This is a genomic window from Ruegeria sp. P8 (assembly GCF_056534665.1).
The window spans coordinates 379,062-402,692 of record NZ_JBQERC010000002.1; the positions used below are offsets into that span (position 1 = coordinate 379,062).

The 23,631-nt window shown below is 57.9% G+C and carries 19 protein-coding genes; 5 read left to right on the forward strand and 14 right to left on the reverse strand.

Features of this window, described 5'->3' with window-relative positions; genetic code table 11:
• Positions 1-11 precede the first annotated feature (11 nt).
• Together mfd and ACR0BZ_RS05260 are read right to left on the reverse strand one after the other, a co-directional pair.
• Complete coding sequence (gene mfd, locus ACR0BZ_RS05255; RefSeq protein ID WP_480919637.1) at positions 12-3,470, reverse strand: transcription-repair coupling factor; 3,459 nt, start codon at positions 3,468-3,470, stop codon at positions 12-14.
• Positions 3,471-3,491: 21 nt separating this feature from the next.
• Positions 3,492-4,016 carry a component of SufBCD complex gene (locus tag ACR0BZ_RS05260; RefSeq protein WP_480919752.1) on the reverse strand — a complete coding sequence of 175 codons (525 nt, stop codon included), beginning with the start codon at positions 4,014-4,016 and terminating at the stop codon, positions 3,492-3,494.
• A 119-nt stretch (positions 4,017-4,135) separates the two neighbouring features.
• On the opposite strand from ACR0BZ_RS05260, the gene hemB reads away from it, so the two are divergent.
• From hemB to ACR0BZ_RS05280, 4 genes are all read left to right on the forward strand, one after another.
• Positions 4,136-5,134: a porphobilinogen synthase gene (gene hemB, locus ACR0BZ_RS05265; protein ID WP_480919638.1), complete on the forward strand. Its 999-nt coding sequence runs from the start codon at positions 4,136-4,138 to the stop codon at positions 5,132-5,134.
• A 143-nt stretch (positions 5,135-5,277) separates the two neighbouring features.
• The gene (locus ACR0BZ_RS05270) at positions 5,278-5,850 is read left to right on the forward strand and encodes a lipid-binding SYLF domain-containing protein (protein ID WP_209503773.1); all 573 of its coding nucleotides are present in this window, start codon (positions 5,278-5,280) and stop codon (positions 5,848-5,850) included.
• A 165-nt stretch (positions 5,851-6,015) separates the two neighbouring features.
• Positions 6,016-8,478, forward strand: a complete 2,463-nt coding sequence (locus ACR0BZ_RS05275) for a penicillin acylase family protein (protein ID WP_480919639.1) — start codon at positions 6,016-6,018, stop codon at positions 8,476-8,478.
• A gap of 108 nt (positions 8,479-8,586) precedes the next feature.
• Positions 8,587-8,982 carry a nuclear transport factor 2 family protein gene (locus ACR0BZ_RS05280; RefSeq protein ID WP_480517229.1) on the forward strand — a complete coding sequence of 132 codons (396 nt, stop codon included), beginning with the start codon at positions 8,587-8,589 and terminating at the stop codon, positions 8,980-8,982.
• Between the two features lies 1 nt (position 8,983).
• Here ACR0BZ_RS05280 and ACR0BZ_RS05285 read toward each other — a convergent pair whose 3' ends face one another.
• From ACR0BZ_RS05285 to trkA, 5 genes are all read right to left on the reverse strand, one after another.
• Positions 8,984-9,292 (reverse strand): putative quinol monooxygenase, encoded by a 309-nt coding sequence (locus ACR0BZ_RS05285; protein WP_480919640.1) that lies wholly within the window; start codon positions 9,290-9,292, stop codon positions 8,984-8,986.
• A 20-nt stretch (positions 9,293-9,312) separates the two neighbouring features.
• Entirely contained in the window at positions 9,313-10,584 is a 1,272-nt protein-coding gene (gene hflX, locus ACR0BZ_RS05290; RefSeq protein WP_480919641.1) for a GTPase HflX, read from the reverse strand.
• Positions 10,584-10,823: an RNA chaperone Hfq gene (hfq, locus tag ACR0BZ_RS05295; protein ID WP_005982826.1), complete on the reverse strand. Its 240-nt coding sequence runs from the start codon at positions 10,821-10,823 to the stop codon at positions 10,584-10,586. The genes hflX and hfq overlap by 1 nt, the downstream gene beginning before the upstream one ends.
• 132 nt (positions 10,824-10,955) lie before the next feature.
• A complete protein-coding gene (locus ACR0BZ_RS05300) occupies positions 10,956-12,494 on the reverse strand; it encodes a TrkH family potassium uptake protein (protein ID WP_480919642.1) in 1,539 nt (512 codons plus the stop codon).
• On the reverse strand, positions 12,494-13,870 hold the full coding sequence (gene trkA / locus ACR0BZ_RS05305; protein ID WP_480919643.1) for a Trk system potassium transporter TrkA: 1,377 nt from the start codon (positions 13,868-13,870) through the stop codon (positions 12,494-12,496). The genes ACR0BZ_RS05300 and trkA overlap by 1 nt, the downstream gene beginning before the upstream one ends.
• 96 nt (positions 13,871-13,966) lie before the next feature.
• Between trkA and ACR0BZ_RS05310 the strand changes: the two genes are divergently transcribed.
• Positions 13,967-14,446 carry a hypothetical protein gene (locus ACR0BZ_RS05310; protein ID WP_209503766.1) on the forward strand — a complete coding sequence of 160 codons (480 nt, stop codon included), beginning with the start codon at positions 13,967-13,969 and terminating at the stop codon, positions 14,444-14,446.
• Positions 14,447-14,487: 41 nt separating this feature from the next.
• On the opposite strand, the gene ACR0BZ_RS05315 is transcribed toward ACR0BZ_RS05310, so the two are convergent.
• From ACR0BZ_RS05315 to dusB, 7 genes are all read right to left on the reverse strand, one after another.
• Positions 14,488-15,654 (reverse strand): MFS transporter, encoded by a 1,167-nt coding sequence (locus ACR0BZ_RS05315; protein ID WP_480919644.1) that lies wholly within the window; start codon positions 15,652-15,654, stop codon positions 14,488-14,490.
• 43 nt (positions 15,655-15,697) lie between these two features.
• Entirely contained in the window at positions 15,698-16,291 is a 594-nt protein-coding gene (locus ACR0BZ_RS05320; RefSeq protein WP_480919645.1) for a helix-turn-helix domain-containing protein, read from the reverse strand.
• Positions 16,292-16,333: 42 nt separating this feature from the next.
• Positions 16,334-17,743: a nitrogen assimilation response regulator NtrX gene (gene ntrX, locus ACR0BZ_RS05325; RefSeq protein ID WP_480480685.1), complete on the reverse strand. Its 1,410-nt coding sequence runs from the start codon at positions 17,741-17,743 to the stop codon at positions 16,334-16,336.
• On the reverse strand, positions 17,740-20,004 hold the full coding sequence (locus tag ACR0BZ_RS05330) for a sensor histidine kinase NtrY-like (protein ID WP_480919753.1): 2,265 nt from the start codon (positions 20,002-20,004) through the stop codon (positions 17,740-17,742). Before ACR0BZ_RS05330 ends, ntrX begins: the two co-directional genes overlap by 4 nt.
• Before the next feature lie 123 nt (positions 20,005-20,127).
• Positions 20,128-21,495 (reverse strand): response regulator, encoded by a 1,368-nt coding sequence (locus tag ACR0BZ_RS05335; RefSeq protein WP_480919646.1) that lies wholly within the window; start codon positions 21,493-21,495, stop codon positions 20,128-20,130.
• Positions 21,495-22,583, reverse strand: coding sequence for a two-component system sensor histidine kinase NtrB (locus ACR0BZ_RS05340; RefSeq protein ID WP_209503761.1), 1,089 nt, complete (start codon positions 22,581-22,583; stop codon positions 21,495-21,497). The genes ACR0BZ_RS05335 and ACR0BZ_RS05340 overlap by 1 nt, the downstream gene beginning before the upstream one ends.
• Positions 22,580-23,563 (reverse strand): tRNA dihydrouridine synthase DusB, encoded by a 984-nt coding sequence (dusB, locus tag ACR0BZ_RS05345; protein WP_480919647.1) that lies wholly within the window; start codon positions 23,561-23,563, stop codon positions 22,580-22,582. Before dusB ends, ACR0BZ_RS05340 begins: the two co-directional genes overlap by 4 nt.
• Positions 23,564-23,631: the final 68 nt, after the last annotated feature.

The following is a 23,631-nucleotide window of genomic DNA, read 5'->3' on the forward strand; positions in this document are numbered from 1 at the left end:
CCTCTCACATCTCAACCTGCTTTGACCTTTTTTTGCGCCGCGACCACTTTTTCAGCAAGATCCCGGGCAATTGCAAAAGCTCCTTTGATCTTGTCGCTGTCCTTTTTCCAGTCCCGGCGCACGACGATTTTGTTGTCTTTGACCTTGGCCATACCGCGTTGATTCTGAATGAACTCAACCAGTCCCTGCGGCGAGGCGAATTTGTCATTGTGAAACTGGATGGTCGCGCCTTTCGGCCCGCCGTCAAGCTTTGCGATCCCGGCGTGTTTACACATGGCCTTGATCCGCACAACCAGCATCAAGGTATTCACCTCTTTCGGCAATTTGCCAAAACGGTCGATCAATTCCGCAGCAAAGCCTTCCAGTTCGACTTTTGTCGACAGCGATGACAGGCGGCGATAGAGCCCCAGGCGCACATCCAGATCTGGCACATAGTTCTCGGGGATCAAAACCGGCACACCCAGATTGATCTGCGGGGCCCATTGATCGTCCGCATCCGACAGCCCCTCCATTTCACCGGCTTTGATCTTGGCAATCGCCTCTTCCAGCATAGATTGGTAAAGCTCATAGCCGACATCTCGCATCTGGCCGGATTGTTCTTCACCCAACAGGTTGCCCGCACCACGTATGTCTAGATCCTGCGAGGCCAGAGTGAACCCGGCCCCCAACGTATCCAGCGAGCCCAGAACACGCAGGCGTTTCTCGGCGGCAGCGGTCAATTTCTGACGCGGTTTGGTGGTCAGGTAAGCATAGGCACGGGTTTTCGAGCGCCCCACCCTGCCCCGGATTTGATAGAGCTGCGCAAGGCCAAACATGTCCGCGCGGTGCACGACCATCGTATTCGCCGTCGGAATATCCAGCCCGCTTTCGACGATTGTCGTGGCCAGCAGCACGTCGAATTTCCCGTCATAAAACGCGTTCATCCGATCATCGAGCTCACCCGCTGCCATCTGGCCATGGGCGACCACATAAGTGAGCTCAGGCAGTTGATCTTTCAGAAATTCTTCGATCTCAGGCAGGTCCGAGATGCGCGGTACTACATAGAAACTCTGCCCCCCACGATAGTGTTCACGCAGCAGCGCTTCTCGGATTGTAACGGCATCGAACTCGCTGACATAGGTGCGGATCGCCAGTCGGTCGATTGGAGGTGTTCCGATAATCGACAGGTCGCGCACGCCGGTCAACGACAGTTGCAGCGTGCGCGGGATCGGTGTCGCGGTCAGGGTCAGCACGTGAATGTCTGAGCGCAGTTGTTTCAGCCGTTCCTTATGTCCCACGCCAAAATGCTGTTCCTCGTCGATGATCAAAAGCCCCAGATTGTTGAACCGTATGTTCTTGGCCAAAAGAGCGTGCGTTCCGATCACAATGTCCACTGTCCCGCGGGCCAGCCCGTCACGGGTTTTCTGGGCTTCTTTTGACGAAACAAAGCGCGACAATTGCCGCACCTCCAGCGGGAACCCCCGAAAGCGCTCTCTGAAACTCGCGGCATGCTGGCGGGACAGCAGGGTCGTGGGCGCTACAACCGCAACCTGAACGCCCGACATGGCGGCGACAAATGCGGCGCGCATGGCAACCTCGGTCTTGCCAAAGCCGACGTCACCGCAGATCAGACGATCCATTGGTGCGCCGGAATGGATATCTTCCATCACATCCGAGATCGCTCGCAACTGGTCTTCGGTTTCCTGATACGGGAATCGCGCGCTGAATTCCTCCCACGCGTGGGGCGGCGGATCCATGACCGGGGCTTTGCGCAACGCGCGTTCAGCGGCGATGCGGATCAGCTTATCGGCCATCTCGCGGATGCGCTCTTTCAGCTTGGCCTTCTTTGCCTGCCATGCGCCACCGCCCAAACGGTCCAGCAGACCTTCGTCATGACCGTATTTCGACAGCAGTTCTATGTTTTCGACCGGCAGGTACAGCTTTGCCTGTTCAGCATATTCCAGCAACAGGCATTCATGGGCGGCACCGGCTGCGGTGACGACCTCCATTCCCATGTAACGACCTATGCCGTGATCCACGTGTACAACCAGATCACCGGGGCTGAGCGATTGGGTTTCGGTCAGAAAGTTTTCAGCCTTGCGGCGCTTTTTGGGCTGACGGATCAGCCTGTCGCCCAGCACATCCTGTTCCGCGATCACCGTTAGATCAGGAGTTTCGAACCCATGTTCCAACGCCCAGACGGCAAGGTGCAAGCCGCGTTTACCAATGCGGGTGCCATTGGCCACATGTATCGCCTCGGCCAACCCTTCGTCTTCGATCAGGCCGGTCAGGCGTTCCCGCGCGCCATCGGAATATGAGGCGATCAGCACCGGTCCTTTGTCGAGCTTTGCAGTGATGTGACTGGCCAAAGCACCGAACAGGCTGATGCTTTCCTGCTGGCGTTCCGGTGCAAAGTTGCGCCCGATGCGTCCTCCCGCGTCGATGACACCGGGGCCAGAGGCTTGCGGCAGCGGGCTGAACTGCAAAACCCGACGATCCGCGACCGCCGCCTCCCAGGCGTTATCGTCAAGATACAACAACCCCGGAGGTGTGGGTTTATAGACCGTGTCCATGCGGGATCGGTTTTCCAGCGCCAGTCGCCGGGTTTCGTACTGATCGGCAATCGTATCCCAACGCGCCAGACGCGCGGGCGTCACCTGATCATCGACAGTGATCACCGCATCCGGCAAATAGTCGAATAGCGTCTCAAGTTTTTCGTGGAAGAACGGCAGCCAGTGTTCGATCCCCTGATGTTTGCGGCCCGCGCTTACGGCCTTATACAATGGGTCATCTGTACCGGCGGCACCAAATTCAATGCGATAGTTCTGGCGGAACCGGGTTATCGCGGCCTCGTCCAAGATGACTTCAGATACTGGTGCAAGTTCAACGATGTCCAGCTTTTCGGTTGTTCGCTGAGACGCCGGATCAAAGCGGCGCGCGCCGTCCAGGACGTCACCGAACAGGTCCAGCCGAACCGGGCCCGTCTCTCCCGGAGGGAAGATGTCGATGATGCCGCCACGGATGGCGTAATCGCCGGGTTCCATCACCGTTGGACTCTGGGTGAACCCCATACGCACCAGAAAGTTTCGCAGCGCGGTTTCATCTATGCGATGGCCAACTCGGGCAGTAAACGCCGCCTCACGCAATACCTCTCGTGCCGGGACGCGTTGGGTCGCGGCGTTCAGCGTGGTCAGCAATACATACTGTTCGGGCATCTGGTGAACCAGCGCCGCCAGTGTGGCGACGCGCGCCGCCGAGATATCCGCATTGGGCGAGACCCGATCATAAGGAAGGCAATCCCAGCCCGGAAACACAAAGACAGGCATCTGAGGCGCAAAGAACGCCAGTGCGGAACGCATCGCTTCCATCCGCTTGTCATCGCGTGCGACATGGGCCACCGGCCCCTTGCTGCGGGCAATCTCGTTCAGCACCAGCTGTGCGTCAAACCCTTCGGGGGCACCGCCAACTGTCACGTGGTTCGGAGCCTTCATCGCCTCGCCTTTCAGAATCTTCTATCCCAGAACGCCAATCGAAAGGTTCTGATACATGCCCCAGAACGAAGTGACCAGTATCGAGATCATGCCAATGATCTGGGTATACAGTCGGCAGCGGGAAATTGTTTTTGAGACAGTTTCAAGCGTCATTTCCTGCCGCCGAAGACGCCTTGCATGCACGATATTGATCAAAAGCACCAAGGTCATTGGGAACAAAAGCAAAAACAGGGCCTGCGCGAATTCGACGTCATAATAGAACCCAAGCGTGGCCATCCCGGTAAACAGAAAACACCCAAACGCCAAAAGGATGGTGCCAGACATCTCGACAATCAGCAGAATCCGATTTGTATGGATGCGAACGATGTCGAGCAGATCGGTTTCGACCTGACCTCCGATCCGGCGGGCACGGACAACCAGATCATATGGGATGCCCATCACCCAGTGGCTGGCCGACGACCAGAGTACCGCCAGTACGATCCAGAACCACAGATTCGAAAAGCTGCGCATGTCGATGAGTTCAAAGATCGAAGAGTACCAGTCCAAACCCAACCCTTTATTCACACTACTCAGGGGGGTTCCATCTAGGCGCGCGTCCATTGATACCCTTGAGACCTTTGTGAATTCATGCCACCCAATGCACGAATGTTCAAGGAGAACGCGCCATGAAACCGACCATTGCCCCATTTCCCATGACCCGCTTTCGCCGCGCCCGTCAATCACAGGCAATTCGTGCGCTGGTGCGTGAGAACACTCTGACAACGGATGACCTGATCTGGCCGGTTTTCGTACGCGATGGCGAAGGCATTGAAGAGCCCGTGCCCTCGATGCCTGGTGTGGTTCGCAGATCGGTTGACCTGATTGCCAAAGCAGCGGTCGAGGCCCAGGCCCTTGGGATTCCTGCGATTTGCATCTTTCCCTACACCGATCCGGCACTGAAAACCGAAGACTGCGCCGAGGCATGGAACCCCGACAACCTGTCAAACCGGGCCATCCGGGCAATCAAGGCAGCGGCTCCGGACATTGCCGTAATGACGGATGTGGCGCTTGACCCGTATAACATCAACGGTCACGACGGATATGTCGTTGACGGCGAAATCGTCAACGACCAGACCGTCGAGGCTCTGGTAAAGATGACGCTGGCACAGGCCGACGCCGGTGCGGATATCATCGGCCCGTCGGACATGATGGACGGCCGGATCGGGGAAATGCGTCGCGCGCTGGAAGGTGCAGGCTTTCACAACGTGATGATCCTCAGCTATGCCGCAAAATACGCCAGTGCGTTCTACGGACCCTTCCGCGACGCGGTCGGCGCATCGGGGGCCCTGACGGGCGACAAGAAGACGTACCAGATGGACCCCGCAAACTCGAACGAGGCTTTGCGCCTGATCGAACGCGATCTGACTGAAGGCGCGGATATGGTGATGATCAAGCCGGGCATGCCTTATCTGGATATCTGCCGCCGCGTGAAAGACAGTTTCGGTGCGCCGACATATGCCTATCAGGTATCGGGCGAATACGCGATGATTCAGGCCGCAGCCCAGAACGGCTGGATCGATGGCGAGAAGGTGATGCTGGAAAGCCTTCTCGCCTTCAAACGCGCCGGTTGCGATGGAATTCTGACCTATTTCTCTCCTCAGGTTGCGCGCATCCTGCAGGGATAAAGCCCGCAAGTTTCGCGATATTTCGCCGATAAGATTGCCCGATCGGGCAGCTTTCCCGTGACACATCGCCCTGATCGGCGTATCCTTGCCGCCAAGACCGGGATCACCCGGCATATCAGGCACAGTTACAGAGATATAAAACCATGAGCAGTTCCAACTCCCCCCGACTGAATCGTCGCGGCTTTGCCTTGGGCATGGCAGGTCTGAGCTTGACCGCCGCCTGCGGCAACGGTGTCGGCAATTCCAACGCAGCAACAATCGATGCCCGGGTCGACGCCACGCTGACCGAGATGTACAGCCGCTATCCCAATACGGTTGAAATTGCGAACAAGGCCAACGGCATGCTGGTCATGCCGCTGATTACCGAAGCCGGTTTCGTGTTCGGTGGCGGTTACGGTCGCGGCGCACTGCGCATCAGCGGTGCAACAGTTGACTTCTATTCGGCGGTCAAGGGCACGGCCGGGCTACAGATCGGCGCGCAGCAATATGCGCATGTTCTGTTTTTCATGACCGAAGACGCCCTGAACGATTTCCGGCGCTCCAGTGGTTGGACAGCCGGAGCAGATATTGGCTATGTGGTCAGCGATCAGGGCGATTCCCTGTCGACAGACACAACGACACTGCGCTCGCCCGTTCTGGCCGCCATCTTCGGACAGGCTGGGCTTCAGATCGGTGCGACCGTGGAAGGCACGAAATATACCCGCATTATTCCATAACTCGGGCTTCCCACTTCTTCTGACAAACCCCATCACAGCGGAATGCTGCGGTGGGGTATTTGTTTTCATCCTTTCTGCACAGGTTCTTGCCGCGTTCCTCTTTCGGTTGGACCCGCCATCCACTAATCTCCGCGCAACCTTCATGTACTAGAATTTGGGGCAGTAATGGGTCTTGTTTTCCGCTGGCTGGTGCGCATCGTGTCGGGTCTGATCATGCTGATCCTCGCCGCAATGGGCCTTGTCTATTTTCTGGCCAGCCAATCCCTGCCGGATTATGACCAGAAACTCGAAGTCAACGGGTTGACCGCTCCGGTTGAGATCGTGCGCGACACCGCCAATGTGCCGCACATACTGGCCCAAAATGACCCGGATGTGTTTTTCGGTCTTGGATATGCCCACGCGCAGGATCGATTGTGGCAGATGACGGTCATGCGCCGCACCGCGCAGGGCCGCTTGTCCGAAATCTTTGGACCACGCACCCTGCGCGTTGACAAGCTGCTGCGCCGGCTGGATCTGTACGGCCTTGCCCATCGCTCGGTCGAAGTGCAGGACGACTATACCAAGGCTGCCCTTCGTGCTTATGCGGCCGGGGTCAACGCACGCCTGACCGAGATCAACGACGAGGCCTTGGGGCGCGGCGCGCCTGAGATGTTCCTGTTCAATGCACCCGTCTCGCCCTGGCAACCGGGTGACAGTATTGCCGTGATCAAGCTTATGGCGCTGCAGCTGTCCGGTCACCTGACCGACGAGGTTCTGCGGGCGCGTACGTCTTTGATGCTGAGCAATCCTGACAGGCTGGCAGATATTCTGCCCGATGTTCCCGGCCCCGGCATTGCTGCGTTGCCTGAATATGCTTCGCTGTTTCCCAACCTTCCACGCTATGCCGCTGGTACGAGTTTTCCTGAAACGCTGCTGTCACCCCTTCCCAAACGCGGGCTGGCGGGGGCATCAAACGCCTGGACTGCTGCGCCTTCGCGCTCGGCAAGCGGTGGAACATTACTGGCCAACGACCCGCATCTCGGCTTCACAGCACCCGGCGTGTGGTATCTGGCGCATCTTGGTCTGGAAAAGGGAAGCGTCATTGGGGCCTCGATCCCTGGTATTCCCGCAATCATGACCGGTCGCAGTGACCGGTTGGGTTGGGGGGTGACGTCATCCTATCTTGACGATCAGGACATTCATATTGAGCAGCTGAACCCGGAAAACCCCGAAGAATACCTGACCCCGGATGGCTATAAGGAATTCCAGACCCGTCCTTCGATCATTGAAATCAAGGGGGAAGCTCCGGTTACACTGACGCTGCGCTGGACTGAAAACGGGCCAGTGTTGCCCGGTACGGATTACAAGCTGGAAACCATCACACCGCCCGGCCATGTTGCGTCTTTGTCCTGGACTGCGCTCAGCCCGCAAGACACTTCGATGACGGCGTCCATGGCCCTGATGAACGCGGACAACGTGCAGGACGCCGTAACCGTGGCGCGGCAATTCATTGCGCCCTCGCAAAACCTGTCACTGGTCGACAAAACGACAATAGGGATGAAACTGATTGGCGCCATGCCCCGGCGTGATCTGCAAAACCAAAGCCGCGGACGCATTCCGACACCCGGCTGGATCGAAGCAAACCGCTGGCAAGGTCGCCTACCTTACGCCAACAACCCGGAATTCGTGGCCCCTGCCGGTGGCGTTCTGGGCAACACCAACAACAAGATCATCGACCGCCCGTTCCCGGATCATGTGTCCTACGAGTGGGGTGACACTCAGCGCGTACATCGCTGGGAACGCCTGATGCAATCGCGTGAGGTGCATACCCGCGACAGTTTCATTGAGGCGCAACTGGATACGGTCAGTTTCACCGCGCGCTCTCTGCTGCCGCTGATCGGTGCTGACCTTTGGTACACCGGTGCCTCGGCCCCTGAAGGGACGCCCGAACGGCAGCGCCAGATTGCGCTGTCGCTGCTGGCGGACTGGAACGGCGAGATGAACGAGCATCTGCCCGAACCGCTGATCTACGCAGCCTGGGTGCGGGCCCTTCAGATCCGCCTGATCTCGGACGAGCTGGGGCCGCTGGCCAGCGAATTCAAACATGTCGAGCCTTTGTTCATCGAGCGGGTCTATCGTGACATTGATGGCGCCGGTGTCTGGTGCGATGTACGACAAAGCGCGCCGATTGAAACCTGTACCGAAATGGCTCGACTTGCATTGGATGATGCGCTGATCTGGATCACCGAACGCTATGGTAGCACACTTGAATCCCTACGCTGGGGTGATGCGCATCAGGCAACCCACGATCACCCCGTTCTGGGAAACGTGCCTATACTTCGGTATTTTGTGAACATTCGACAATCGACCAGTGGCGGCGACAACACCTTGCTGCGCGGGCGCACGTCGGGCGAAGGGCTCGACCCGTTTCAGAACGTGCACGGAGCCGGGTATCGCGGTGTGTATGACTTTGCCGATCCCAACAGCTCGGTCTTTATCACGGCTACCGGCCAATCGGGCCATTTCCTGTCGCGTTATTACGACGATCAGGCGCAGCTGTGGCGGCGTGGCGAATATATTCCCATGTCGCTGGACCTTGACCTTGCCCGCGCCGCTGCTGTCGGAGTGACCAATCTGATCCCACGCTAAGCAACGGGGTTTCGGCGAGTCCCCGCCCCTTTTTGTCCGGACCGTGGACGCCACGCGGCAGTTTCGCCTACCATCACCGGGCGAACTGTTTCGGACCAGGGGGAAACTATGGCCAGCATTCGGGATACTCTGAACAACTTTGCCCGAGATTACGCGATCGCCTGGAGTTCAGGTGACGCCGATGCCGTTGCCAGTTTTTTCACGCAGGACGGTCGGATCACAACCAACCGGGGTGAGCCTGTCGAAGGGCGTGCCGCGATTGCCGAAATGGCCCGAGAAGTCTATGCCGATTTTCCGGATCTGGAAGTGCGGTGCGACATGATGCGATGGGCTGGCTCTCACGCCCTGTTTGTCTGGACACGTGAAGGGCATCATGCCCAGACCGGCAACTATGTTATCGCGCGCGGATGGGATGAATGGGAACTTGCACCTGACCATCTTGTACAATCGTCAGTCGGCTGGTTCGACACCGATGATATACAGCGGCAACTTTACGGCACATGACTTAGGTTGTCTTTTTGCCCGCGGTTTCTATCGCATAATTCCGCGGTATTCCCTGCGTAATCAGAAACCACTCGGATGCCTTCGTCCGCCGCTGATGCGCATCAAATGCCCGCTGATTCACAAAAACCTCTGATACAGTGAACCGTCCGGGTGTGATCTGATCCTCGACAACATCGAACGACAGGCAACCCTCTTCCGCCTTTGTGAGGGCGATATGAGTGGACAGAGCGGCGCGCACATCTTCAAGGCGATCCGCTGGGACATCAATAAATCCGGTCAGAAATACTCTTTGATCCAATGTGTCAGACAAGTTCCGCCACTTCGCCGTTTCTATAGTGTTTCGAATTGAGCAGCCTGTTTATCCGTCCAAAGGACAGTAATACGGAACCCTTTTTCGGTCTGCTCTTCGGATTGTACAACATCCTGTCGGAACAACCACGCCCGCTTGTTACCTTCAGCGAAGGTCAGGTTCAGAACATCCTCGTGCCGGGCCCCTTGCAGGATTGCTGCAATCTCGGAAAGCAAAGGGGTCACGCCTTCGCCGGTAACTGCCGAGATGGCAAATATGGCCGGATCGCGATCCGCCCTTGCCAATGCAGCGTCTTTTTCTTCGGCGCTCAGTAAGTCAGTCTTGTTCCAAACCTCAAGCCGGGGGCGTTCTTCGTCGACACCAAGCGAGGTCAGGATTGCTTCGACATCCTGCGCCTGCGCTTCGGTTTCCTCATGGCTGATATCACGCACGTGAACAATCAGATCAGCGCCCAATACTTCTTCAAGCGTGGCCCGAAAAGACGCCACAAGCTCGGTCGGCAGGTTCGAGATAAAACCCACCGTATCCGACAGGATCACTTCCGGGCCATCGGGCAGTTGCACGCGGCGCATAGTTGGATCCAGCGTGGCAAACAGCATGTCCTTGGCCAACACTTCGGCCCCGGTCAGCCGATTGAACAGAGTAGATTTCCCGGCATTGGTATATCCAACCAATGCAACGATCGGATATGGCACCTTGGCCCGCGCAGCACGGTGCAACGTGCGGGTCTTGACTACTTTCTGCAACTGGCGACGCAGACGCACAAGTTGTTCGTCAATGGCGCGACGGTCGGCTTCGATCTGGGTCTCGCCAGGTCCGCCGACAAATCCCAAGCCGCCACGCTGACGTTCAAGGTGGGTCCAGGCCCGCACCAGCCGCGTCCGCTGATAGCTGAGCGCAGCCATTTCGACCTGCAACACCCCTTCGCGGGTACGCGCACGGTCGCTGAAAATCTCAAGGATCAGCCCGGTCCGGTCGAGGATCTTGACCTTCCATGCCTTTTCCAGATTGCGCTGCTGAACCGGGGTCACCGGCCCATCGATCAGAACCAGTTCAACCTCGTTTTCACGAAGCCGCTCGCCCAGTTCCTCGATCTTGCCACTGCCAAACAAATAGCCGGGTTGGGCGCGTTGCAGGCGAACGATTTCAGACCCGATCACGTCCAGATCGGGCAAAGCGGCGGCCAGCGCAACCGCCTCGGCCAGCGCCGGTTCGGGAACGCGGCGCTGTTCATCTGATTTGATTTCGGGATGCAGCACCCAGGCCCGGGTGCGCGTCCGGTCATGTTCCATCAAGAGGCGTCTTCGCCCTCATACAGGTTGATCGGCTGTGATGGCATGATGGTTGAAATCGCGTGCTTGTACACCAGCTGCGACTGTCCGTCGCGGCGCAACAATACACAGAAATTGTCGAACCAGGTGATCACACCCTGCAATTTCACGCCATTGATCAGGAAAATTGTAACCGGAACCTTAGCTTTCCGTACATTGTTCAGGAAAGCATCCTGAAGATTCTGTCTGTCCGAAGCCATATTATGATAATCTCGCCATTGTTCTTGCTACGCGTTGCGGACCAACGCGCTCCCTCCCGGTGAGTATGGAGTGCCGCGGTAAGATATTCCAGACGAAAAATTAAGCACTAAAGACGACGGGATCCAACCGGTTCAATCCCGCCACAGCGAAGGGGTGATCAGGGCGATGATCGCAAGCGTCTCGAGCCGGCCAATGACCATCGCCGCGCACAGCGTCAGCTTGGCCCCTGCGGACAGGTCGATCAACCGGATTGGAACATCAGTGGCCAATTCAATCAGCGGACCCGTCGTGCTGAGCGTTGCGACGCTGAGCACCATGGCCTGTTCGAACCCAGCCCCCATTGCGGCCAGCAAAAGGTTGAACACCGCCAGTGTCAGCGCAAAGAGCATCAGAAAGATCCAGGCGATAAACGCGCCGTCCCTTTGAATGCGTCGGTTGCCACCTCCAACCCCGCTGACGGATGAGGGATAGATCAACCGGTCGATCTCGCGCGCACCGTTCAAGTACAGGGCAAAAACCCGCAGCAGTTTCACACCGCCAGCCGTGGTCGCAACCCCTCCACCGATCAGGGCCAGCCCCATCAGCAACAATCCGGGCGTTCCCAGACCAGATAATTGCTGCGCATCATCCCAGTTTGCGCTTTCAAACCCGGCGGTTGTCAGAAAGGCCAGAACGGTGAACAGCATACCCCAAATGACCTGCAATGCCTGTAAAGGCTCGATTTGCCCACCGATTTCCGTAACACCAGCAATAACGCGAAAGAACAATAACGCCGCAACGGCCAGAACAATCATCAGGCCAATGCGAAACTCCGGGTCCGTATCCAGTCGGGAATAACCGGATGTCGCCGTGTCGGTCGAAAATGTCAGGCGCGAAAGGGCAAAGAACAGGAACAAAAACAAGATCGCCTCACCCGTGAAGCCCGCCTGCGCGCCTTCCATGCCGCCCACCGGAGAAATTCCGGACGTCGCCATGACCGACATTGCGTGGCAAACGGCTGTCAGTCCGGTTTCGCCTGCGATCAGAAGAAGAATCCAGATCACAGCCGTCAACCCGGCATAGACCGGGGTCAGTCCCTTTGCCACACGGATCAGTCGACCGCGCGGATCAACGCGTTCGCTTTGCGCAACACCCGATACCGGGCGACCCGGCTGACCGCGGGCCGTGACCTCGAACCCACCCAGCGACAAAGGCGCAAGGATTGCCGCGGCGGCAATCCACATCAGCAAACCGCCCATCCATCCAACCAAGGCGCGCCACAGGTGCAGCGGGGCCGTCAGGCGGTCTGGATCCGGAAACAGATCCGCCCCCGTGGTTGTCAGGGCACTGACCATGTCAAAATAGGCGTTCAGGAATGTGGTCGTTCCCAGCGCATCGTGAAATGGAATCGCAAGAAAGACAGGCAGAATGGTGAAACATGCAAGCATCACCGCCAATTGTCCCAAAGTTCCGCGCCTTGGCACACGGTTGGACGAGGCCAGTGCGACACTGACGACCAGAAACAACCCTATGATACCGGAGTACAAAAACGACCGCGATGTATCGTGATCATCCAGCGCCAGCGCGTAAACTGCCGGAATCCACATGGCCAGTGACGCAATAGCCCAGATCAGAAGAAACAGCGGCAACCGCCGCATTAGCCCGATCTGTTGTATCCCCGCATGCGCCATCAGAAGAAATCGATTGAAACCTGCATCAGGCGTTCGACCTCAGGCACGTCGTTGGCCATGGCAAAGATCGCGACGACATCCTTTTCATCGATCCTGAGCCTGCCCGTCGGTCGCATAACCTCATCTCCTTTGCGCACGGCCCCCACCAGTACGCCCTCGGGAAAATCGATATCGCGCAGCTTTTGACCCGCCATGGGAGAGGTTGAAAGAACCTCAGCCTCGATCACTTCGGCCTCAGCATCTCCGATCGAGTAGACCTGTCGCACCCGGCCATGACGGATGTGGCGCAAGATCGAACTGACGGTGGTTGCCCGCGGATTGATATACGCATCAATCCCCAAAGGTCCCATCAGGGCCACCATACTGGGATCATTGATCAAAGCGATCGCCAGGGCACAACCCTCGGCCTTGGCGCGTACAGCGGCCAGCATGTTCGTGCGGTCGTCATCCGTAACCGCCAGCATTGCATCCGCTCTGTCGATACCGGCTTCGCTCAACAAACTGGCATCAAGGCCATCACCGTGCAGCACAATCGTTCGTTCCAGCGCCTCGGCGGCGATCTCGGCGCATCGGCGATCCCGCTCGACGATTTTGGCGCGCACGCGGCTTTTTTGTTCTTCCAGAGTTCGCGCCACTTCAAGCCCGACATTGCCCCCGCCCACGATCACCACACGATCCTGACGCTTTTGGGTCTTGCCAAACACCTCCATAGTGCGATCCACGTCTTTTACATTGGTAAAGACGTAGCATTCGTCGCCCACAAACAGCTGATCCTCGGATTCTGGTGCAAACAGCGTGCCATCGCGACGCACCCCCACTACGATCGAACTGAGCGTTGAGAACAAATCGGTCAGTTGCCGCAAAGGTGTGTTCACGATCGGGCAGTCTTCATCCACGCGAATACCCAAAAGCTGCGCCTTGCCGTCCATGAAAATCTCGGTGTCAAAGGCGGACGGGGCCGACAGGCGGCGCATCGCAGCAGCGGCAACTTCGCGTTCGGGGCTGATCACCACATCAATCGGCAGATGATCGCGCCGGTAAAGGTCCGAGTGGATCGCCTCAAGATAAGATTTTGACCGCAGTCGCGCGATCTTGCGCTGGATCGAAAAGACCGAATGCGCCATCTGGCAAGTGACCATGTTCACTTCATCCGAATGGGTCGCAGCGATGATCATGTCCGCATCGCGCGCGCCTGCCCTTTCAAGCACATCGGGATAACTTGCAAACCCGGCGATCCCCTGCACGTCCAGCGTTTCGGTCGCCCGCCGAACCAGGTCGGGATTGTTGTCGACAACGGTGACGTCGTTCAATTCACCCGAAAGGTGCCGCGCAATCTGCCAGCCGACCTGACCCGCGCCGCAAATAATGACCTTCATGTTTCTGGCCCTTCTGCCTGAAAGGATTGAATGACAGATGCCCCCAAAGCGGTCAATTGAATTGTCATCGCTGATCAGCTGCGGCAAGATAAGCATATGAAAACGCTGTTTCCTATGCTTGTGCCGCTGATGGTGCTGTCCTCGTGCGGGCCGCTCTCGCTTTACTATCGCGAGGGTGAAACCGTGTCACGTCTGCAAAAAGAGACCACCCAGTGCCAGCTTAGGGCGGTCAAAGAGGTGCCGGTTGCCAATCAGATCCGCCAAAGCCCGCCGACATATTGGCCCGGGCGCACGTATTGCGACGGCAGAGGTCGTTGCTATCAATCCCCGGGCTGGTGGCAGCCCGGCAGGGTCTATACCGTCGATGTGAATCAGGGTCTGCGAAACACGGTTGAGGCGCAATGCATGGCCGAAAAGGGATTTCGCCCTGTCAGTTTGCCGCCCTGCAAGCAAAATGTGAAATCGCGAGTACCATTGGCGCGAACAACAACATTGCCGCCCCTCAACAGTGCCTCATGCTTTGTGAAATTCGATGACGGGTCGTTTCAGATCATCACTCCGGGGCAAGCCGGGTAAGCAAAACCACGGTACCGCGCGATTGATCATTCCAGTCCGGTTCAAGAGCGTTTGCGCCGCGCGGCAAGCCACAAATGCAGCGCCATGGCAACAGCATAGAACCCGACCACGGCAATCAACATGCCCGCTTCACTAGTCCTCCACAGTATTGCAAGCAAAACAGGTGTGCCCAAAAGGTTACCCGCATTCCCCATCTGAGCCATGGCACCATAGCTCAGCGCCTGGTTTTCGGGTGTCGAGTTCAACTGCGGCACCGCCGCAAAGCTGCCGCCCTGAACAAGCCCCAGCACCGCAAAAAGCGCAACGCAGACAACGGGCAACGGGGCACCAAGAAACAGGGCGCCTATCGTAAGGACAGACAGCCCGAAACCGAGGTTAACAACAAAAACACCAGAACAAACGCTCAGCAACACCGGAACGGTAAGCCAGGAAATCACGATCCCGGCCAACGGCATCAGACCAGCAATCATCGCACTGACATCGTCCGGTAATCTTCCCGGAAGAATGGCCAGCAGCGAGACAAAGGTCAGCGTGTAAAAGAACCACCCGAGCGCCGGAGCGGACACAAACGCAGAGCGATAGGTCTGTACGTGTATGTCAATCAGTGTTCGCACGCTCCAAAAGGGATTGTTCACCAAAGCGGATGCACTGCTGGGAAGGAAAGATACGATCAGGACGGCGATCAGAAACATCAGCGCGCCATGGGTAGCAAAATAAACCGGCAGCCCGACCTGAGCGATCAATGGAAGCCCAAGCCATGCGTTCAGGGCAAAGGCGACACCAAAGAAACTGCTCCACAAAACCATTGACGCGTTGCGCCATTTTCCAATCGTGATTTGCGCAATCAGTGTTGGTGCTGCGACAACGATAGCCAGATGAGAGACCCCTTCGACAACGCGGCTGACCAGCATCAGGCCCAAACCGGGGATACTGGCCTGAAACAGGGACACCGCCCCGCCAAGGGTCAAGCCAAACATCAGCAGCCGGACAGGCCCAACCCGCCCGGCTATCGCGCCGGACAATGCACCAAGAATCGCGCCAATCAGGCTGATGACTGACAAAAGCCAGCCAATCTTATCCGCGTGCGCAGGATAGAGGGCTGCGACCTGAGCAAAAGGAACCGCGATCTTGGCGAATTGGGTCGCCGCACCTAGCCCGGCAAGCCAAAGCAACAAAACCTGTAACAAGATGCGTAATGGATGGGGCATAAGCCGGTTCTACTGCACCCGACCGCACAGGAATACGCATAAATTATGCGCGTCCCGACCGTGCCCCACTGACCAGCCGGACCGGCGTTCCATCCGACAGGTACAACCGTTCCCAGGTGATCTGTCCTGCACTGATCCGGATACGGTCGTACCGCGCTTCGGAGGTTACAAACGACTTGGGGTTGGGCGCTTGCAAATCCCACCATCCCTCGTCCTGTAGCTCGGCCTCAGCCTGACGGATTTCGTCCGTCGCAAATTGCCAGAGGGACACGCCAAGCAGTGCCCGTTGGGAGGTTTTCCAGTCCCGCGCCCGCCGGAGGGAATAGGCCAGGCACATGTGGCTGGCCTCCTCAACCAGATGGATGCAGTCGGCCGAGTTCACGACAAGCCGTCTTAGCGCGTTGTCATCCGCCCTGAAAGGAGCCAGCGCAGCAAACACCGAGTGTTGTTGATCAGGCGTTGGAAGCTGAACCCCGTTCTCCCATCTGGAAACTGTGGTCTGATCGACCTGCAGAACCTCGGCCAGCGCAGCTTGTTTCAATCCGATCGACCGTCGAAGTCGCTTTAACCGCCTGCCAAAAGCCGGGTAGCCTTCGACGAACCGGCCAGACAGATCAGAGTTCACTGTTCTCGCCATCAGTTCCTCACATCCGTCTGCCCGTGAACTATGCCCCCAGACTCATTCCGCCGGTTCAGGTTCGTCGATTTGCGCAACCCGCGCACCGGATTTGTTCGAGGTCACAACACCCAGCGACTTAAGTTTGCGATGCAGCGCACTGCGTTCCATGCCGACAAAGCTGGCGGTGCGGCTGATATTGCCGCCAAAGCGGTTGATCTGGGTCAGCAGATACTCTCGCTCGAACGCTTCGCGGGCCTCGCGCAGCGGCAAAGTGGCCAACGCACCCGACAAGACAACGCGGCCCGACTCTTCGGCCTTGTCTTCTTCATTGGGCAGCTCGCGCGCCTCAATCGGGCCGGTGCCGTCGCCCAGAATCAAAACACGTTCGATCAGGTTCTTCAACTGGCGCACGTTACCCGGCCAGGTCATTGTCTGCAGCAAAGCGACCGCCTCGTCCGACAGCTCCCGCATAGGCAACCCTTGGGTTTCGTTGCACATTTCGATGAAGTGCTGGGCCAGTACCGGTATATCCTCGCGCCGGTCCTCGAGTGAGGGAACGGAAATCGGAACCACATTCAGACGGTGATACAGCTCTTCCCGGAACCGCTCGGCGGCGATTTCATCATCAAGATCCTTGTTGGTCGATGAGATCACCCGAAGATCCACGCGCACTTTGTCCGAGCCACCCACGCGCTGGAATTGCTGATCCACCAGCACCCGCAGGATTTTGGACTGTGTGCCCAAAGGCATGTCGGAAACTTCATCAAAATAGACCACGCCGCCGTGGGCTTCTTCCAGCAATCCGGATTCCACACCGCGTTCGGCCGATTCGCGGCCAAACAGAACTTCTTCCACACGCTCAGGCTCAATCCCGGCACAGTTGACGGTCACGAACGGAGCGTTCGCACGGTTGGAGTGGGCATGGATATAACGCGCAGCGATTTCCTTGCCAGAACCCGCAGGTCCACGCAGCATGACGCGACCGTTTGATTTGGTCACTTTGTCCAACTGCCCCTGCATGGCCCGGAACGACGCGGATTTGCCGATCATGTCCGAGTTGTTGACCTCTTTCCGCTTCAGCGACGCGTTCTCGCGCCGCAGGCGAGACGTCTCCATCGCGCGGCGGATCACCACCATCAACTGGTCAATGTTAAACGGTTTCTCGATAAAGTCGTAAGCACCCTGTTTGATGGCCGCTACTGCAATTTCAATGTTGCCGTGGCCCGAAATAATCACCACCGGCACATCCGGGTTATCGCGCTTTACCGTCTTGAGGATATCAATCCCGTCCATGCGGCTGTCTTTCAGCCAGATATCCAGGATCAACAGACCCGGCGGTTCGGAATTGATCGACGCCATGCACTCGTCCGAGTTGGCTGCCAGCCGGGTTGAATAGCCTTCGTCCTCCAGAATGTCGGACACCAGCTCGCGAATATCGCGCTCGTCATCTACGATCAGAATGTCGCTCATCTTTGGCCTGCTTTCAGTTTGTTGGTTCTAATTGCCTGCTTCTGCGGCGCAACGGTTGGGGACATACTTGCCCCAGGCAAACGGATCACTGCCATTGCGCCAAAATGGTCCTGTCCGTCGAATACGGGCGCGTCCTCAAGGGTCAGCGCGCCGCCATGCTCTTCTATGATTTTCTTGACGATCGGAAGACCCAACCCGGTCCCTTCGTCGCGTGTCGTTACATAAGGTTCAAACAAACGCGCCCGGTCTTCCGGCAGACCGATCCCATTGTCTGCAATGGTGATGACTGTACCCGCATCATCGCTTGAAACCGCCACCTTGATCTGTGGCACCAGGTTTTCCGGGGCCCCTTTTTCTTTCAGAGTTGCAATGGCTTCTCCGGCATTCTTAATCAGGTTCGTCAACGCTTGATTAAGCATGGTCGCATCTACATCCGCCATGATCGGCTGCTGCGGCAGGTCGGCATCAATCTGTACGTCCGGCTGTCCCGCCTGTTGCAAAAGTACGGCTTCGCGCACCAGTTCGACAAGGTCCTCTTCGCGGCGAACGGGCTCGGGCATCCGCGCGAACTTGGAAAACTCATCCACGATACGCCGCAGGTCATTGGTTTGCCGCACGATGACGCCGGTCATCGATTCAAGGCTGCCGCTGTCTTCCTCATCAAGTTTGCGGGCGAACTTGCGCTTGATGCGCTCTGCGCTGAGCTGGATCGGCGTCAATGGGTTCTTGATTTCATGTGCAATGCGGCGGGCCACGTCACCCCACGCCGCCATTCGCTGCGCGCTGACCAGATCAGTTACATCGTCAAAGGCAACCACATAACCTTCCAGCCCGCCATCCTCTCCACGACGGATAGCCATGCGAACCAGCAGGTTTTCAAGCTGCCCCTTACGTGTGACCTTAACCTCACCCTGAACAGCCTCCTGCCCGCTGTCCTTGAGGCTTTCAAACAAAGGCAGAAACTCGGGAACCGCAATGCCGATAGCCAGGTGTTCTTCACCACGCGACCAGTCCAGCAAGCGTTCAGCCGAGCGATTGACAAACGTAACGCATCCATCGGGGTCCACGCCGACAACACCGGACGTGACCGAACTGAGCACGGAATCAAACAGGCGACGCCTGCTTTCGATTTGCTGGGTATTTTCCAGCAGCGTGTCCCGCTGCCCTTTTAGTTGTCGGGTCATCTGGTTGAAATATCGGCCCAACATCGCAATTTCGTCGTCGCTGGCCTCTTCGATGACCTGAACGCTCAAGTCTCCGGCGCCGACCCGCTGCGCCGCTGTCGTCAAACGTCCGACCGGGCGCGACAGGCGTTCGGCAAACCACATCCCCAGCGACATCGCTGCCAGGATCAGGATCAGCGCAAAGCCCAGATAAAGCAGACCGAATTCGAACAACACCCTGCCCCGTTCACTTTCCAGCTGCTGATAGAACTGCGCCGTTTCCTTGGTGTCATCCAGCAGCGTCAACAGCTGCCCATCCACCTCGCGGCTGACATAGAGGTAGCGGTCCAGATAAGCGGTCAGAGGCACAAGCGCGCGGAATTCATTATTCGGCCAGTCGGCAATGATCAGCAGCCCCTTATCTGACGCTTCCGTCATTTGCTCGGCTGTTGGTGCCTCATAGTTGAACAGATAGGATCGATCCCCGCGCGACCGGATTTCGCCCGTTCCGTCGATGACATAGGCTTCGCGCAACCCGCGCTGAATCCGGGCCTGCCCCTGCGCCAGAACCTCGCGGAGTTCGGCATCAGAAATGTAAAACTCCACCGAACGTGCATTGTTCAGGAACCGCGCCAGAACCGTAGCGTCCTGCGTCAGACCGCTGCGATGTTCCTGCTCATAAGCCTCTGCTGCTGTCAGGGAAGACCCGACAACCTGGCGCACGCGATCCGAAAACCAGCCTTCCAGGCCGATATTCACGGTCAGGCCGGCAAAAATGGCGACCGTAACGGTCGGAACCAGCGCAAGCAGCGTAAACGCCCCAATCAGGCGCAAATGCAGGCGCGAGCCCGCCGACTTGGCCCGTCTGGCCGCAATCAGGCTGCCCAACTGACTGAGCACCAAAGCCGCAACGACCAAAACATAGACAAGATCGGCCAGCAGAATCAGCCGCAATGTCGGCGCGGTCGCACCTAGGTCAAAGGGACCAATGACAAGATATGTGGCAAGCGCCAGAACAGGCCCCAAGAGGACCAGCCCAAAGGTGCCAAAATTGCGCAGTTTCCGTGATTTACGCCATCGACCAATCGATGGGATCATCCCGCTCTGTGCTCGGGTTGCCACCGTCTGCCCTCATCCTGATGTGCCGCTTGTGCGGCTTACCGCCATATATCGTGATCTTTTCCCGACAGATGCCGGGATGCCACGGTTTGTGTGGCGATATTACATCAGTTTGCGGCGCCGTGTCACCTGTATATCGAGATCTGTAATCTTTTTTCGCAGCGTATTTCGGTTAATCCCCAGTAAATCAGCACATTTTGCCTGGTTCCCGCCAGTTGCATCCAGTGCGATTTCGATCAGCGGGGCCTCAACCTCACGCAAAATCCGCTGATAAAGGCCCGGTGGCGGCAATATATTGCCGTGCAGATCGAAATACCGTCGCAGGTGACGCTCGACCGAGGTTGAAAGCTTCTCGCGTTCGCCGCCGCTCAGAACCGGTGCAGCTTCGGGCTGGCTGCCCAACACCATTTCCACCTCGGCCTTTGAAATCTCATCTGCCCGACTGGTCAGCCCCAAACGGCGAACGGCGTTTTCAAGTTGCCGCACATTCCCCGGCCATGAATAGCGCCGCACCAACTCAACCGCTTCCGGGCTGAGCCACCGCTTGTTTCCGCTTTCCTTCTCTTCCCGAGCCAGAAAATGTTCGGCCAGCAGCGGAATATCGTCGACCCTTTCGCGCAACGAGGGCACGTGGATCGTCGCCCCGCACAAACGATAATACAGGTCCTGACGGATACGGCCGTTTTCCATCCCATCGATCAAGTTTGTCTGGCTGGTCGCCATGAAACGCGGAACATGATCACCGGGCGTATCCATCATACGCACCACGCGGGCTTGAATTTCATCGCCGATATCCGCGATTTCATCTATCAGCAGCGTACCGCCACGCACCCGCGCCATCACGCGGGCCGGGCCCTCCAGATCGCTTAGGTCGGCTGCGGTGACTGTGACAAAGGGTAATGTACGCCGATCCGAAAAGTCGTGAATTGCCCGGGCAATCAGCGACTTACCCGTTCCGCTTTCACCCGAAATCATAACCGGCAGGTCGGTGTTCATCACGCGGGCGACCAACCGATACAAAGCCTGCATGACTGGCGTGCGGCCGACCAGCGGCAGTTCATCCGGACGCTCACCACCTGCCTGTATGGGTTCCGGCTGTGCGCGCTGCTTCTGATCCAGCGCCCGCGCCGTGCGCTTCATCAAATCCGGCAGGTCAAACGGTTTGGGCAGATAGTCATATGCGTCAGCCTCAGCCGCCTGAATCGCCGTCATGATCGTGTTTTGCGCGGAAATCACGATAACCGGCAATCCAGGGCGATCCTTTGCGATCTTCGGCAGCATCTCCAGACCGTTGCCATCGGGCATAACAACGTCCGAGATCACCACGTCGCCTTTGCCTTCGCCGACCCAACGCATCAGGGTGGTCAGCGAAGACGTTGCGTGCACCTTGCATCCGGCCCGCGTCAGCGCCTGAGTCAGAACGGTGCGGATTGTGCGGTCGTCATCCGCAACCAGTACGGTGCCATCCATCAGGTGCTCTCCTTCTTGTGTTCGGTTGCATCTCGCGGCGCGCGGCGCAGCGACAGTTTGAAAACGGTGCGGCCGGGCACGGAGTCGGCGGAAATCCAGCCGTCATGGTCGGAAACGATCTTACTGACCAGCGCCAGTCCCAGACCGGTGCCGTTTTCCTTGCCCGACACGAACGGGTCAAAAATGTCACCGCGGATATCCTCGGGCAGGCCCGGACCGTCATCGATGATCTCGATCTGCAACGGCAGGGAATGACCCGATCCATCACTTCGGCGCAGGCGGAAGGAATGTTCGAAATACGTGCGCAGACGGATTGTTCCGCCCTGAGGCCCCGCGGCCTCGGATGCGTTTTTCAGCAGGTTCAGAACCACCTGAAGAAACTGGTCCGGATCGCCATAGGCCAGCGGCAATGACGGATCGTAATCCTCGATGATTGTCATATCCGCGCCAAATCCCAGCAGCGCGGACCGCCTTGCACGGTCCAGTACATCGTGGATATTGACCGGCCTGAGGTCCGGTTTCTGCAAGTTGCCGAATTGCTCGACCTGTTCCAGAAGCTTCACGATCCTGCGGCTTTCGGCCACAATAAGGTCTGTAAGTTCAAGATCCTGTGACGAAATATTCATGCTCAGCAGTTGCGCTGCACCGGTAATCCCGGCCAGTGGGTTCTTAATTTCATGCGCCAGCATCTCGGCCATGCCAATCGCCGACTGCGCCGCTGACTTGACCGTGTTGCCCAAGGTCATCCGGCCCGCCAGTTCACGAGGCGATATGATCATGATCATCGACCCCGGATGCCCGACCAGAGGCGCGATTTGCAACGCACATTGCAAGGGTGCACGATTCCCAGAACCCGCATCCACATCGTTAACGAACAGTGGCGTGCCTTGCGACCGGGCGCGCAGGAAAGCTTCCTCCAGCGGCGCGTCAACGGCGATCTGGTCCCATACCGGGTGCCCGATTACCGACCGGCGCGAGGCATTCAAAAACCCCTCGCCCGCCGAATTCACATCTGCGATGCGGTCGTTTTCATCAATAATAAAGGCCGGAACCGGCAAAGAGTTCCAGATGTTGGCGTTGGAGTTCATGCCGCCGCCTCGCCCGTTTCGGCAAGTGCATCCCCAAGAAGGCGCAGGACATCATCCGTGTTGCGCGACGTCAGAACCGCCCGGCGCAGCGGCGCGGGGGTTGCGGCCTGATCCATGTACCATCCCAGATGCTTACGGGCGACACGCAGGCCCAGATCGGCACCGTAGAACCCCAGCATCGCCTGATAATGCGTGCGCACCATGTCGATCAGGTCATTCCCGACCGGAATATCCGGCGCATCCGCCCCGTAAAGGTCGTGACTGATCTGCGCCAGAAGCCAGGGTTTACCCTGTGCGCCACGCCCGACCATGACGCCATCTGCACCAGAGTGTTCCAAAGCGGTTCGTGCGGCTGCTGTGTCTACAATATCTCCGTTCGCAATAACCGGAATCGACACGGCCTGTTTCACGGCCCGGATTGCGCTCCAGTCAACGCGCCCCTTGTAGAACTGGCATCGCGTGCGTCCGTGGATCGTAACCATCTGAACGCCTGCCTCTTGTGCACGGCGCGCAACCTCGGGGGCATTCAGCAGGGTGTCATCCCACCCCAGACGGGTTTTCAATGTCACTGGAACGTCGACTGCACTGACAACGGCCTCGATCAGCGTCAGTGCGTGGTCCGGTGTTTTCAGCAGGGCCGAACCGGAATACCCATTTGTTACCTTTTTGGCAGGACACCCCATGTTGATGTCGATCACCCGCGCTCCACGATCAGCAACCTGACGCGCGGCCTCCGCCATCCAATGCGCCTCGCGCCCTGCCAGTTGCACAGCTGTGTTTTCCACATCGGCGGACAGTTCGGCGCGCTCCCGCACTCCGGGTTTGGCCTGCACCATCTCCTGACTGGCGACCATTTCGCTGACGACCATGCCGGCACCAAAGCGCATAACCAGATCCCGAAACGGGCGATCTGTGATTCCGGCCATCGGGGCCAGCAAAACCGGCGATGTTACGAATTTGTCAGCGAAGCGCAAAGTCAACGTGCTTAATCCTTGGGCAGTTGCAGTTCTGATATCGAATTCCACGCATATGAACAACAAAACGACGC